The sequence below is a fragment of the Streptomyces sp. NPDC001709 genome, assembly GCF_053596375.1.
Window position 1 is genome coordinate 19,014 of sequence record NZ_JBSFGB010000030.1, and the last position, 12,993, is coordinate 32,006.

General features: G+C 69.6%; 13 protein-coding genes and 1 pseudogene. 8 read left to right on the forward strand and 6 right to left on the reverse strand.

Going from position 1 to position 12,993, the window contains the following annotated elements; genetic code table 11:
• Positions 1–89 precede the first annotated feature (89 nt).
• Both ACWC0C_RS34260 and ACWC0C_RS34265 read left to right on the forward strand, forming a co-directional pair.
• Positions 90–935: a helix-turn-helix transcriptional regulator gene (locus ACWC0C_RS34260; protein WP_450868033.1), complete on the forward strand. Its 846-nt coding sequence runs from the start codon at positions 90–92 to the stop codon at positions 933–935.
• Between the two features lie 704 nt (positions 936–1,639).
• A complete protein-coding gene (locus ACWC0C_RS34265; protein WP_450868035.1) occupies positions 1,640–2,137 on the forward strand; it encodes a peptidylprolyl isomerase in 498 nt (165 codons plus the stop codon).
• Positions 2,138–3,096: 959 nt separating this feature from the next.
• Here the strand turns inward: ACWC0C_RS34265 and ACWC0C_RS34270 are convergent.
• The gene (locus ACWC0C_RS34270; protein ID WP_450868037.1) at positions 3,097–3,657 is read right to left on the reverse strand and encodes a hypothetical protein; all 561 of its coding nucleotides are present in this window, start codon (positions 3,655–3,657) and stop codon (positions 3,097–3,099) included.
• A gap of 83 nt (positions 3,658–3,740) precedes the next feature.
• Positions 3,741–4,958, reverse strand: a complete 1,218-nt coding sequence (locus ACWC0C_RS34275; RefSeq protein WP_450868038.1) for an alpha/beta hydrolase family protein — start codon at positions 4,956–4,958, stop codon at positions 3,741–3,743.
• A gap of 111 nt (positions 4,959–5,069) precedes the next feature.
• Here ACWC0C_RS34275 and ACWC0C_RS34280 point away from each other — a divergent pair, with 111 nt between their 5' ends.
• Positions 5,070–5,693 (forward strand): TetR-like C-terminal domain-containing protein, encoded by a 624-nt coding sequence (locus ACWC0C_RS34280; protein ID WP_450868039.1) that lies wholly within the window; start codon positions 5,070–5,072, stop codon positions 5,691–5,693.
• Positions 5,694–5,880: 187 nt separating this feature from the next.
• Here the strand turns inward: ACWC0C_RS34280 and ACWC0C_RS34285 are convergent, their stop codons facing one another.
• Positions 5,881–6,780, reverse strand: a complete 900-nt coding sequence (locus tag ACWC0C_RS34285) for an MBL fold metallo-hydrolase (RefSeq protein WP_450868041.1) — start codon at positions 6,778–6,780, stop codon at positions 5,881–5,883.
• Positions 6,781–7,085: 305 nt separating this feature from the next.
• Between ACWC0C_RS34285 and ACWC0C_RS34290 the strand changes: the two genes are divergently transcribed.
• Together ACWC0C_RS34290 and ACWC0C_RS34295 are read left to right on the forward strand one after the other, a co-directional pair.
• Complete coding sequence (locus ACWC0C_RS34290) at positions 7,086–7,661, forward strand: TetR/AcrR family transcriptional regulator (RefSeq protein ID WP_449199853.1); 576 nt, start codon at positions 7,086–7,088, stop codon at positions 7,659–7,661.
• A gap of 381 nt (positions 7,662–8,042) precedes the next feature.
• The gene (locus ACWC0C_RS34295) at positions 8,043–8,876 is read left to right on the forward strand and encodes a PIG-L family deacetylase (RefSeq protein WP_450868042.1); all 834 of its coding nucleotides are present in this window, start codon (positions 8,043–8,045) and stop codon (positions 8,874–8,876) included.
• 85 nt (positions 8,877–8,961) lie between these two features.
• Here the strand turns inward: ACWC0C_RS34295 and ACWC0C_RS34300 are convergent, their stop codons facing one another.
• On the reverse strand, positions 8,962–10,143 hold the full coding sequence (locus ACWC0C_RS34300) for a hypothetical protein (protein ID WP_450868043.1): 1,182 nt from the start codon (positions 10,141–10,143) through the stop codon (positions 8,962–8,964).
• Between the two features lie 302 nt (positions 10,144–10,445).
• Here ACWC0C_RS34300 and ACWC0C_RS34305 point away from each other — a divergent pair, with 302 nt between their 5' ends.
• Both ACWC0C_RS34305 and ACWC0C_RS34310 read left to right on the forward strand, forming a co-directional pair.
• Entirely contained in the window at positions 10,446–10,817 is a 372-nt protein-coding gene (locus ACWC0C_RS34305; RefSeq protein WP_450868045.1) for a hypothetical protein, read from the forward strand.
• 19 nt (positions 10,818–10,836) lie between these two features.
• A pseudogene (locus tag ACWC0C_RS34310) lies at positions 10,837–11,036 on the forward strand (ISL3 family transposase); the annotation flags it as partial.
• Between the two features lie 9 nt (positions 11,037–11,045).
• On the opposite strand, the gene ACWC0C_RS34315 reads toward ACWC0C_RS34310, so the two are convergent.
• On the reverse strand, positions 11,046–11,519 hold the full coding sequence (locus tag ACWC0C_RS34315; RefSeq protein ID WP_450868047.1) for a hypothetical protein: 474 nt from the start codon (positions 11,517–11,519) through the stop codon (positions 11,046–11,048).
• Positions 11,520–11,668: 149 nt separating this feature from the next.
• Positions 11,669–12,277, reverse strand: a complete 609-nt coding sequence (locus ACWC0C_RS34320; protein ID WP_450868048.1) for a TetR/AcrR family transcriptional regulator — start codon at positions 12,275–12,277, stop codon at positions 11,669–11,671.
• A gap of 71 nt (positions 12,278–12,348) precedes the next feature.
• Here ACWC0C_RS34320 and ACWC0C_RS34325 point away from each other — a divergent pair, with 71 nt between their 5' ends.
• Entirely contained in the window at positions 12,349–12,930 is a 582-nt protein-coding gene (locus tag ACWC0C_RS34325) for an alpha/beta fold hydrolase (RefSeq protein ID WP_449199859.1), read from the forward strand.
• Positions 12,931–12,993 lie beyond the last annotated feature (63 nt).

Sequence of the window (12,993 nt, forward strand, 5' to 3'; positions counted from 1 at the left end):
GGCGTTCAGGGGCGCCTCTTCCATCGGACGGGACTTCCTGGTACTGGCAGGACCACCTTCACGCGCACCACCGAGGCGATACTGGGCACATGGACGATCTAGCGGGCTTCCTGCGGACCCGGCGTTCCCGGGTCGACCCGGCGGCCGTCGGCATCCCCACCGACAGCCGCCGCCGCGTCGAAGGGCTGCGCCGCGAAGAGGTCGCGCACCTGTCCGGAGTCAGCGTCGACTACTACGTACGCCTGGAGCAGGGCCGCGCGACCCAGCCCTCCGAGCAGGTCCTCGACGCGCTCGCCCGCGTCCTCGGCCTCGACGAGACCGAACGCGGGCACCTCTACCGGCTCGCCCGGCAGCGCCGCCGCGCGAAGACGCCGGGCGGGAGGGTCCGGCCGGAACTGCTGCGCGTCCTCGACCTGGTCGCCGACGCACCCGCGCTGATCATCAACCACCGACTCGACGTGCTCGCCGGGAACCACCTCGCCGGGCTCCTCTACGGCCGGCCGATGCCGGGCCTGAACACCGCCCGGCACATCTTCCTCGAGGAGGCCGAGCGCGGCCTTTACGCGGACTGGGAGAAATGCACCCTCGACGTGGTCGGGCACCTGCGCCTGGCCGCCGGCAAATACCCCGAGGACCCCCGCCTGGCCTCGCTCATCGGCGAACTGGCGATGGGCAGCGAGCGCTTCCGCCGCCTCTGGGCCCGCGCGGACGTGCGCGCCCGCACGCATGGACGCAAGGCGTACCGGCACCCCCTGGTCGGACTGCTGGAACTGCACCAGGAGAACTTCGCGCTACCGGACGAATCAGGCATGGAGCTGCTGGTCCTGTCCGCGGCCCCCGACAGTCCCGCCGAGGACGGGCTGCGCCTGCTCGCGGGCCTGGGCGCGGACAGCGGCGCCGCGCATCCCCCAGTGAACGCTCAGGTCCGCGAGTAACTCAACGCGGGATCGACCCCCGCCCCGCCGTCCCCGCCCCCCGCGCTGCCGGCCTCCGCCGCCGTACGCCACCACTTCCCGCACCGCACCCTGGACGACGCGGTCATCCCTACCACCCTGCTGGACCTGGGCAGTCCAACTCGGCCTGTCGCTGATTCCCCGGAGTTGGCCCCGGAATCCTGGCTCAGACACCGGGGAACAAGTAACCCATTGACGGCTTTCAGGGCCTCGTGGCCGCAGTCCTCTTCGGCTGGCGGGGCACGGTCTTGGCCGCATCAAGGTCCTCCACGCCCTGCACGGCGATCGCGATTTGCCGGTGCGTCGAAGCAGAAGTAGGAGGCCTGCTGCAGGAGGCCAAGATCCAGTTTCGCGCCGACCGCGTAGGCCAGGGGGGACTGTGGGCCACGGCCGGGTAGGTCACTGGCGGCTGGGACGGGTGCGGCGGTGGGTGGGGGAGCGGGGGCGGTAGTGCTCCTCGGCGAGGTGGTCCAGCACGATGGCGGCGGGCTGCCGGATCGGCGCCGTTCGGCGACCTGCCCGCTGAGCGGTTCCTCCCCGCCTACCGAATACGGGCTCACTGCACATGGTGTGGCGGTACCCGGCCGTACGACCGCACCGCGCCCGGCGCTCAGTCCGTCCTGGGTGTCCGGTCACCGGCGAGCCCGTTCGGCGTGGCCGGCACGAGGGATGACAGGATGAGCCCCATGAGTAACGTGTACTTCGATATCAGCATCAACGGTACCCCCGCCGGCCGGATCGTCTTCAACCTCTTCGACGAGGTCGTCCCGAAGACCGCGCGCAACTTCCGTGAGCTGGCCACCGGCCAGAACGGCTATGGCTACGCCGGTTCGGGATTTCACCGCATCATCCCCCAGTTCATGCTGCAGGGCGGTGACTTCACCAACCACGACGGCACCGGTGGCAAGAGCATCTATGGCGAAGAGTTCGAGGACGAGAACTTCGAGCTGAAGCACGACCGCAAGTACTTGCTGTCGATGGCGAACGCCGGCCGCAACACCAACGGCTCGCAGTTCTTCATCACCACCGTCCCCACCCCCTGGCTCGACGGCAAGCACGTCGTCTTCGGCGAGGTCGTCCAGGGGAAGGAGCTCGTCGACCAGATCGAGGCCCTGGGCTCGCAGTCCGGCACCCCCAAGGGCAAGGTCGAGATCGTGGCCTCCGGCGTCGTCGACGGCCACTGATCCCCGGCCTCTCGCCCTGGTCCGGCCGACGACGGAAGGCGGGTGGACTGAGCTGGGCGTTTTCGGTGCGCAGTGAGCTCGGTGCGGTTGCGGCTGTTGCGTAGGGTGGTTGGCGCGCCTGCGGGGACGGCTCATGACGAGGCAGCGTCCGGATGAGCCGTCGCGGACCGGCCGGCCGCTCCCGCAGGTCGCACAGGGCCTTGCCCCCCCGTTGTCGACGGCCATAACGCGGTCGGACAACGGGCGGCTTGGTCCGACCGGATTCGCCGGGCTCGGCCGCCTGCACCTCGGCCCAGGCGATGGCGAGATCCTCATCCCGGTCCCGTGAGACGCTCGCAATGCGGCCTCCGGCAGGAGGCCCCGCCCCTGCCGGTCCGCTGGCGCGTCGCCATTCGGGGCAGCCGGTGCTGCGGCACCAAGGGGGCTGCTCCTGCGGCTGGCGAGGATTACCGCGGTACCCACTTGCGGTGGCACACCGCGGCGAATCCTCGCCCAGGACACACAACGCCCAGCAGGCCTTATCCAGTTCGTCGGCGAATGCCGCGTCCCAGTTGGCCCGCCCGTAGACTCGGCCGACCGTGATGCCGACCGCCGTTGCGGCCTTGTCCACGGCAGTCCCGGCAGCGATGAGCTGCCCTAGGCCGTGTGCCTGAGGAGGACGCACTGCAGCCCCCCGGAGGTCGCCGCCCTCGCCAAGGACAGCATCCCCGGTGCCATCGCTCTGTCACCTGAAGACGCGAGGCGGGTGTACGACGTCATCAAGCCCGGTGCACGGGTGGAGATCAAGGGCCGGCAGGCCACGAGCGCGGCCCCGGGCTCCGTGTGCTACGACCGCCGGCCGATCACCGGCCCTCGCTGACACCGAACTGCCGACGCGCCGCCCAGGAGGAAGGAGGAAGGAGGAAGAAGGAACCGCTCGCGCGCGAAGCGTCCGCACGGAGGGTGGCTCTGCCCGCTTGTCAGGCGAACGGGCCGTCCAGCGCGAAGCGGCGCAGGTGGCGGGCGGAGATTTCGGCTTCGCCCGGCGGCCACGAGGACAGGCTCCCCATCGGGTTGGCGGCGAGCCGCGCACGCAGCTCGGCCGCGGTCAGCCGGCCTTGCTCGGTGAGAACGAGCAGGTGTGCGCACCGGTCGGTGGGGTCGGGTTCGCGCCGGATGAGGCCGCCGTTCTCCACTGCCTGGCCCATGCCTTCGGCCAGCTTCCCGTGCAGCTGCGTGCGGGTGGTGCGCCGCAGCAGGATGCCCCCGTGCGTCCGCGATCTCGTGTTAGCGAACCCGACCGGCTCCTCAACAGCACAGAGGTCTACGTCTTCGCCGACCTCGCCCCCGACGACCGCTTCAGCCGCATCGAAGAAACCACCAGCGCCCGCTGCGGCCGGGTTGACACCTCGGGGGAGCCACGGCCGACCCAGGTCCACAGCGGCTTTAACGGCCCCGAAGAGCCCGGGCTCCGCCACCACGAAGGCCTCGTCTTCCGCCCCGACTGGGGGAATCGAATATCGCCTCACTGCCCTGGTCACCGTCGACAGCGTCTATGGCCTCTGCCGGACATCCACCCGCAACATCCCCGGCGACCGCGAGGAGTCGGAAAGACAACAGCTGCTCAGCTGCTGGGCTGAGCCGCCGAGGACAGGGTCGTGTCGAGCCAGTCGAAGGTGATCTGGTGGAAGCGGGACATGGCTCCCATGTGGCAGTGCTCGCCCGCGCCCTCGGCCTCAGGGAGGGTGATGAGGGCGTGCGGGCAGGTCAGGGCGGCCTGGACGCGCTGGGGCTGGCCGCGGAAGAACTGGTCGTTCTCGGCGTCCAGGATGAGGGTGGGACAGTCGATGAGCTGGGCTACGCCGTCGAGGGTGTAGTCGGCGGTACGGCGGATGTAGTCCGCCACCGAGGCCGCGCCGAACGCCCAGACGCCGTTGCGCAGGGCCCAGCGGAGCTGGGTGTTGCCCTTCATGAGCAGGTTCGCGACGGGGTTGGCGAGGTCGTCTTGTCCGGTCTCGACCCACTCCCGCAGGAACGGCGGCATGACCAGGGTGTGCGCGTCGTAGTAGTTGTAGAGGCCGTCGTCCAGGATCAGGGCGGCCAGGCGGTGTTCGTGGGCGGCGGCGCGGGCGGTGAGGTATCCGCCGAGGCTGTAGCCCAAGAGGGCGAGCTGGTCGCGGGCGATCTCGGGGCGGGTCAGCGCGTAGTCGACCACCGGGGTGACCACGGTCTCCCAGTCCGGGCGGAAGACCAGTTGCTGCTCGCGCAGCGCCGCCCCCTGGCCGGGCCCGTCGTAGGCCAGCACGTTGTAGCCGCGGCGCAGCGCTGCCGCGGCGACGGCGAAGTAGGCCTCCTCCAAGGTGGAGTCGAAGCCGCTGGTGAAGATGATGGTGGGGCGAGGAGTGCCAGAGTCGTCGACGAGGAAGAGGTAGCCGGGCAGGCTGCTGTCCCCGTAGGGGATGCGTACGGCTTCGACGGGAGTGTCCATCAGGGCCGCGGCGGCTGCGAAGGTCTCGCGGGAGAGCTGGGAGAGACGCTTGGCCTCGGGGTCGTTGGCGGGGTCGTCGCGACGGTAGAACTCGGCGGTGCGGTAGTAGTTCGATGCGCGCAGCAGGGCTTCGCGAGCGCTGACCCGGTGCCCGGCCGCCAGGGCGCGGTCGCCGATGGCGTGCACGCGCTCCGCGGTGCTCTTCCACTCGCGCAGCCAGGCCTCTTCGTCGCTCTCGCCGACGTTCCGGACGGTGGCCACGACCTCGCCCAGGTCGGCGCCGCCGTAGTTGGCGAACCCGGCCGCGCGCAACGTCTCGAAGGAGAACGACTCGTCCTCGAACAGGAATCGCATGGTGTATCCCCAACCCGCTGTCGAGACGGTACCGTTCCGTCTCGTCTAAGTAGGGACTCTAGCCTCCACCTAGTCGAGACGCAAGCGTTCCGTCTGGTGTACGTTCAGGGCATGTCCAGCTCGCCCACGCCTCAGACTCCCGCCCCCGCCCCCGAGCGCCGGCTCCCTGGAGGGCCCGTGCTGCAGGACTCGGTGACCGAGGCGATCTCGGCCGCCTTCTTCGAGGAGCTGGCATCGGTCGGCTATGCGCGGCTCTCCCTGGAAGCGGTCGCCAGGCGGGCGGGAGCGGGTAAGGCCGCCATCTACCGCCGCTGGCCGTCCAAGCTGGAGATGACCGTCGCCCTGGTCTCCGCCATCGCTGTGGACGCACCCGAGGTCGCGGACAGCGGCACGCTGCGCGGCGACGTGCTCGCTCTCCTTACCGAGATCGCCGGCGCTCTGCGCCACCCGCTCCCCGCGAAGATCGTCCCCGACCTGCTCGCCGAGAGCGCCCGTAACCCCGAGCTGGAACAGGCACTTTTCACCGCTGTCCGCGACACCCGCCGCGGCAAGGCCACCCACATCCTGGAACGGGCGATCGAGCGCGGCGAACTTCCCTCGGACGTGGACCTCGAACTCGCCCTCGACCTCCTCGCCGGCCCGCTCTACTGGCGTCTCGCGGTCATCCGGACCCCGACCGACCCCGACTACCTCGACCGCCTCACCGACAAGCTCCTCGCCGCCTTCGCCGCCTGACCGCCGGCCGTCGAACACCGTGGGCTGTGCAGGCAATAGTGGCAATAGAAGTCGCACAGGGCCCCCGACTGCAGGGCCTCACGGGCTCGGCAGACCGGATCCCGTGACCCGACGGCGGTGCCCCGAGCGGGGCGAGCTGCTCGGCCCGCCCTGCGTGTCACTGGGTTCCCGCCCTGCAAGCGGTCTGTCAGGCCGGGAAGACGGGCCGCAGTCCGTAGGCGTCTCCTCGTTGGATCACGCGGCCGGCCGTGGGCGGTGCGAAGTGGGTGCCGAGGACGAGGGAGTCCGTGCCCGCGAGGGAGCCGAGCAACTCGCGGCGGGTGGCTTCGGACTGCAAGGGGTCGATGTCGACACAGGCGCCGATGGCGGGGTGGGCGAGCTGGACCGGATGGTGGATGCAGTCGCCGGTGATCAGCGCCGTCTCGCCCCGGCTGGTCAGCTCCACGGCGACATGGCCGGGGGTGTGACCGGGCGTGGGCCTCAGGCGCAGGCCCGGGGCGACCTCCGCGCCCGCGGCCGGGACGTCGACCAGATCCAGCAGACCCGCCTGCTCGACCGGGACCACGGAGTCGCGGAACATCTGCTCACGCGCCGCGTCCATGTTGTAAGAGGCCCAGAATTCCCGTTCGGTGCGGGCGGTGAGGTAGCGCGCGTTGCGGAAGGTGGGTACCCATTCGCCGTTCACCTCGCGGGTGTTCCAGCCGACGTGGTCGGCGTGCAGGTGGGTGAGGATCACCAGGTCGACGGAGTCCGGGGGGAAGCCGCCGGCCGTGAGGCGGTCCAGGAAGTCCGTGTGCAGGTTGTGCCAGGCCGGATTGGCCCGCTGCTTGCCGTTGCCGATTCCGGTGTCGACGATGATGCGCAGTCCGCTGGCGACGAACGCGAAGCTGTGGCTGTCGAGGTGCAACGTGCCCTCGTGATCGGCGAAGTGGGGGTGCAGCCAGTCCTCGCCAGTCACCATTTCGGGCGTGGCGCCGGGCAGCAGCCACGCCCCGGTCGGGGGTGGCAGTGGAACCTCGTCGACGCGGTGGACGGTCACGTCGCCCACGGTCCAGCGGGGGAGGGGCGTGCCGGGGGAGGTCTGCATGGTCCACCGTTCCTTCGTTCGTGCGGCGTTCAGCGCGGCGGTCGTCGGCAGGCGTTCGTCGGCAGCTTCGGTCCGCTCCAGCGCCGTGACAGGTCGTCACCGCCCACCGCTACCCGCTTAACGCAATCAGTTCGCTTTAAGGCACCGTAGAGCCTACGATCGTTTAAGGCAAATACTTTGCTTTTGGTGCTCCCCTGTCGCGCTCGCACCGACGACCAGGAAAGAGGCTTCCATGTCCGTCGCCCAGTCACCCACGGGAGAGCGGGGCACGAGTAAACGCAAGGATTGTGCTTTAAGGTGGGCCTATGAGCCGCAAGCAGATGGTGCGCCCCGGCGGACGCAGCGCCCGGGTCCAGGCGTCGGTGCACACTGCTGTACGCGAACTCCTGTCGGAGGTGGACCGCGCTGCACTGACGGTGCCGCTGGTCGCCCAGCGCGCGGGGGTCACCCCCTCGACGATCTACCGCCGCTGGGGCGACCTGCAGGAGCTGCTGTCGGACGTCGCCGTGGAGCGCCTCCGTCCCGAGACGGCACCGCGGGACCTCGGTGACCTACGGGCCGACCTGACGGCCTGGGCCGAACAATTCCTCGACGAGATGGCCTCTCCCGCCGGCCGCGACTACGTTCGCGACGCTCTGCTCGGCGACCCGGACGGTAGTAACGCGGGGCAGTGCTCGGCTTATGCGGCCGAGCAGATCGACGTCATTCTCGCCCGTGCGGCCGGCCGGGGGGAGGCCGTCCCTGAAACCGAGACGGTCATGGACCGCGTCGTCGCCCCCTTGGTGTACCGCATCCTCTTCCGTTCCGCCGGGCTCGACGCCGCCCACGCCCGCCGGCTCGTGACCGAGCTCCTCAGGACCGGCACGGGGCCGGCCCCGTGACCGGCTGATCGTTGACACCGGATGGGGCTGGCCCGACAAGCAGCACAGCTCCATCGGCTGCGCCGCACCGATACGGTGCTGCAAGGCGGTTCGCGAGATGGAAAGGCACCGATGGCCCCACCGAGCACGGCATGAAGGTCGAGGACCTAGAAGGTCGTGGGATGGACGATGGCGGTCCAGTCTCCGTGCGGGTTCAGCTAGGTCGCGAGCACGACCTCCGCCGAGGCCAGGCCCGGATGGGCAGCGACGTCCGTCCCACCGCCGAGACGGGGCTCCCGGCTCGGCATGAGCCCCACGTCCGGTCACCCCGGTATTGCGGGCGACCGCCTGCCCGGGCACCGCAGACTCAGACCGAGCACTCTTTAACTGGAGGACTGTTTCATGAATGACCGGCCCTTGACGCTGATGGCGGTGCACGCCCACCCCGACGACGAGGCCACTGGAACCGGAGGTGTCCTCGCGCGCTACGCGGAGGAGGGCATTCGCACGGTGCTCGTCACGTGTACCGACGGCGGTTGCGGTGACGGGCCGGGGGGTGTCAAGCCGGGCGAGCCCGGGCACGATCCGCAGGCCGTCGCCGCGATGCGGCGTCAAGAGCTCAAAGCGAGCTGTGAAGTCCTGAAGGTCAGTCACCTGGAGATGCTGGACTACGCCGACTCCGGGATGATGGGCTGGCCGACCAACGACGCCCCCGGATCCTTCTGGCAGACCCCCGTGGAGGAGGGCGCAGCCCGCCTCGCCGAACTCCTGCGGCACTACCAGCCCGATGTAGTCGTGACCTACGATGAGAACGGGTTCTACGGCCACCCCGACCACATCCAGGCAAACCGCATCACGATGGCGGCGCTGGCGATGACCACGCTGACACCGAAGGTGTACTGGACGACAGCGCCCCGCTCGATGATGCAGCGATTCGGGGAGACCATGCGCGAGTTCGGTGCGGACTGGCAGGAGCCGGATCCCGCCGAGTCCGCCGCGATGGCCGAGATCGGACTCCCCGATGAGGAGATCACCACCTGGGTGGACACCACCGATTTCGGCGGTCAGAAGTTCGATGCGCTGGCCGCGCACGCCAGCCAGGGCGAGAACATCTTCTTCCTGAGGATGGGCAGGGAGAGGTTCACAGAGCTGATGGGCGTGGAGACCTTCGTCCGGGTTCAGGACACCACCGGCGCGGCCGTGCCCGAGAACGACCTCTTCGCCGGGCTGCGCTGATCATCACCCTTGTACCTGCCGAAAGCGATGTGTTGTGCGAGGCACGGGATGGGCATGACGGCGTCAGCGCCGAGTACCACGGTCGTCAGATGGCGTACGGCCAGACGGTGAGCATGTACGCGCCATACCAGCAGCCGAACAACGAACCGCCGCTCAGAACGATCGCGACGGTGCTGGTGCTCGCTCGGGCGAGGGGGCGTGCGAGGGGGATGAGGAAGAGCACGGCTGGGATCACCAGGCGCAGCTTGGAGTGGTAGAAGCTGCTCTGCCCGAGCGTCAGGACCAGGATGCCGGTGCCGTAGACGAGCAGGGGCGGCCAGGTGCTCCGGCGCCAGGTGACGCCCGTGGCGTCGATGAGGGCGAGCAGGAGGATCGCGGTGCTGACTGGGACCCACCCGTCACCGTGCGCCAGCGTCGCGCCGAGGAAATGGAGGAAGGAACTGCCGCTGTCCCAGTGGGTGTCCCAGCCGGCCTTCTCAATGGTGAACCAGGCGTCCAGTCGGCCGGCCCGCTGGCCCACCCACCATAGGTAGCCGGGCGTACCCATGCAGGCGAGTGCGACGGCCGTCAGGGGGCGCCAGGCCGATCGACGTGTCCGCGCCAGGGACAGGGCGACGGCGACGGCGAGAGCCGCCACGGCGGCCACGCCGGTCGGCCGCGTCAGGCCGGCCAGCGTGGCCGAGGCGCCAGCGGTGAGCCATGCCCCCCGTCGAGCGGCCAGCAGAGTGCCGGCGGACAGGGCGAGGAACAGTGACTCGCTGTAGGCCATGACGAAGGCCAGGGCCATGGGCTGCGCCGCGGCCAGCAGCAGGACAGCGATGACGGCCGTACGCCGTCCGTACAGCTCGGTCAGCAGCACAGCGATGGTGATCAGCGCGGTGACGAAGGCAAGATTGGCGGTGACGATCGCGGCAGTGCCATAGTCCAGGCGGGTGACGGTGTGAACGGCGCGGATCAGTAGTGGGAACAGCGGAAAGAAGGCGAGGTTGTTGCCGGTGAGCTGACCCGCAGGCGCATGGGTGAAACCGTTGGGATAGCCGTGTGCGGCGATCTGCGTGAACAGTTGGCCGTCCCAGGCGAGCAGCCGGTCACTGAGGCTGGGCCCACCCGGTGGGATCATGACAGCCAGAACGACCAGGTGCAGCAGCGTGGACGCGCCGTAGACCACGAGCGCCGGCCATCCCACGTGCACGAGCCGAAAACGCCGGCGGCCGACGAGCTCCCTCGGCAGCGCCGAGCCGAAGCACCGCGCCGCATTCCGGAACAAGCGACAACTCACCTCACCTCTCACCGCCACGGGCCGTGGGCCGACCTTGACCCGATACTGCGCCTCATCTGCGCCTGCTGCGACTTCGACAACCCACCCGGCGGTCTGGGCGGCCTGAGCGCCGCGAACCCACCGGCCGCCTCGATCACGCCACCGGAGGTCGTGTCCTCGACGCCCTCCTCACCGCCGCCGACCACACGGCGCGGCCCTAGTCGTCACCACCCACGATCCCGCCGTGGCCGCCCGCCTCACTACCCGGCGCGCCATGCGCGACGGCCGGCTGCTCGCACCGAGGAAGTGCCGTGATCGGCTTGTGGACGGCCGGCCTGGCCCGCCGACGCACCAGACGCCTGCCGACTGCGCTGGCCGGCATCGCCCTCGCGGTCACCCTCGTCGCCGCGCTGGGCGGCTTCCTCACCGCGTCCAAGGAGACCAGGACCCGACGCGCCGTGCGCTCGCTCGCCGTCGACTGGCAGGCCCAGGTACAGCCCGGCGCCGTCATGTCCTTGGTCCGCAAGGCGCCGGGCACCCGCGCCGCCCTGAGCATCGGCTTCGCCCACACCACCGGCGTGCTGCTGGGTCCTGCTGGCACAGCAGACCGACTCCAACCTGCACGCCGCCCCGGCGCCACTCCCAACCGGTCGGGCCCCGGCCGTCATCGCCCCGCGCCGTGACCCGCTGGCTCCTGAGCACGCCCTCGCCCAGCACGTACCGACCTTCGCCCACATGGTTACGGACCTGCACGGTGACCAACTGCCGAGTGGATCGAATCCGCCAGAACCGCTCCTGACCTGCCCAGTCTCAGCCGGTTCGCCTGGAACTCCGGTGTCGTGGAAGGCCATGTCAACCGCATCAAGATGCTCAAGCGCCAGATACAAAGCCACGAAGTATGAGTCGGTGCGTCACTGCTCATCCAGGGATGCCTGCCGGGCAAGGAACTCCTCGAACGCCGCCTTCTGCTTCGGATCCATGAAGCCTTGGCGGACACTGCGGGCCTTCTCCTGGAGCCAGCGCGCCTCGTCGGGGTCCAACAGCTCGGCGACCACCACGCCTTCGCGAGCAACCGCCGTCCGCCCTCCTACGCGACGACGAAAAAGCGTGAACGCGCCGAATTCCGCTGGGTGGGCAAGTTCCGGCTCCTCCGCCTCAGCCTGGTCCTCTTCCCCAGGGTCACTCGTCGGGTAGAGGGTGGGGGCCCAATGCTCCCAGAGCGCCAGCGTGGCCGCGGGCACCAGCACCGCGCGTTCCGCTTCTTTGCGCCCCTCCCACATGAACGTGACAGTGACGGGCTCGCCGACCGCCTCGGCCAGCCCGAGCACCCTCTCCATCTCATCGTTGATCGGGTAAGCCACCACTACGTCGATCTGAATGCCCATGGTGCCTGAGGCTACTGGCCGCTTCCGACATGCCAGCCCACAGCTCCTGTGCCTCGTCGACCACGGCGCACCAGGTGGACCGTCCAACACCGGTGATGGCCAGAGCCCGAGAAGCGGCAGCACCGGAGTGGGCCGCCTGTCGATGGGCCCTACTGCCCGTGTCGCACACGAAGTCCGTGCAGCAGTTGGTCGATGTGGGCAGGGACTTGGGCGGGGTCGAGGGGTTGGTGGCCGACCAGGAGGCGGTACCAGAACAGTCCGAAGACATGGTCGGTGGTGGCGTCCAGGTCGGCGGTGGCGGGGAGTTCCCCGCGTTCCACGCCCCTAGTGAGCAGGGTGAGCATGACGGCCCGCCGGCTCTCCACCCACTCGCGGAAAGGCTCGGCGAAAGCGGGGTCGAGCTGGGCTTCCGCCATGAGGCCGCGCAGGGTCTTGACTCGGATGGGGTGCGCGGTGACGCCGTACAGGGCGGTGACGAAGGCGGTCAGGTCACCGGTGAGTGAGCCGGTGTCGGGTTCGGGCATCCGCTGTTCGACGGCAGTGCGGTAGGCGTCCATGACGAGGGGCGCTTTCGATTTCCACCAGCGGTAGATGGTGCTCTTGGCGACGTCGGCGCGGGTGGCGATGCGTTCGATGGTGACGGCCTGGTAGCCGAGTTCCTCGACGAGCTCGATCGTGGTGGCGAGTACGGCGTTGTGGGCGTCCTCGCTGCGGATCCGTCCGCCGGTCCGGCGGCTTGAGGTTTCTCCTGTGGGCACTGCGACACCGTAGCAGCGTGCTATCTTCAATCGAAACGCTACGGAGCGTTTTGATTAGGGAGGGATCGATCATGAGCGAAATCGTGGTGTCGCACGGCTACGGCTCGAGCGAGGACAGCGTCTGGTTCCCGTACCTGACAGAGCGGCTCGCGGCGGCCGGACACCGGGTCACCGTGCCCCGCCTGCCGCAGACCGCCGCCCCACGGCTGGAGCCCTGGCGAAAGACCTACGGCGAGGCTGTCCTGGCCGCCGGCCCCGCCGAGTCCACGGTGCTGGTCGGCCACAGCATCGGTGGAGTCAACGTGCTGCGCTTCCTGGAGCAGCACGACCCCGAGGCACACGGGGTGTTCGCGGGCGTGCTGCTGGTGGCGACCTCGGCGCACGAGGTCGGCTACGACGAACTCGCCGAGTTCTTCGAAGGTGGCTTCGACTGGGAGCGGATCCGCCGCTCGGCCCGGCACTTCCGGGTCCTCCAGGCCATGGACGACCCGGTCAACCAGCCCGACCCGACCGAGCACGTCCGGCTGCTCGTCGACGGCCTCGGTGCGACCGCCGTTGTGACGCCTACCGGCGCGCACTTCGGGGCCACCCCGGATGACCACGTCGAGGTGCCAGAGGCCGTCCGCCTGGTCACCGAACTGCTCGCGGCCTGACCGACCCAGGGCCCTGCCTGAGGCAGGTGGGGATCTTCGTCGCCTACGTCCCGCACGGCGGCC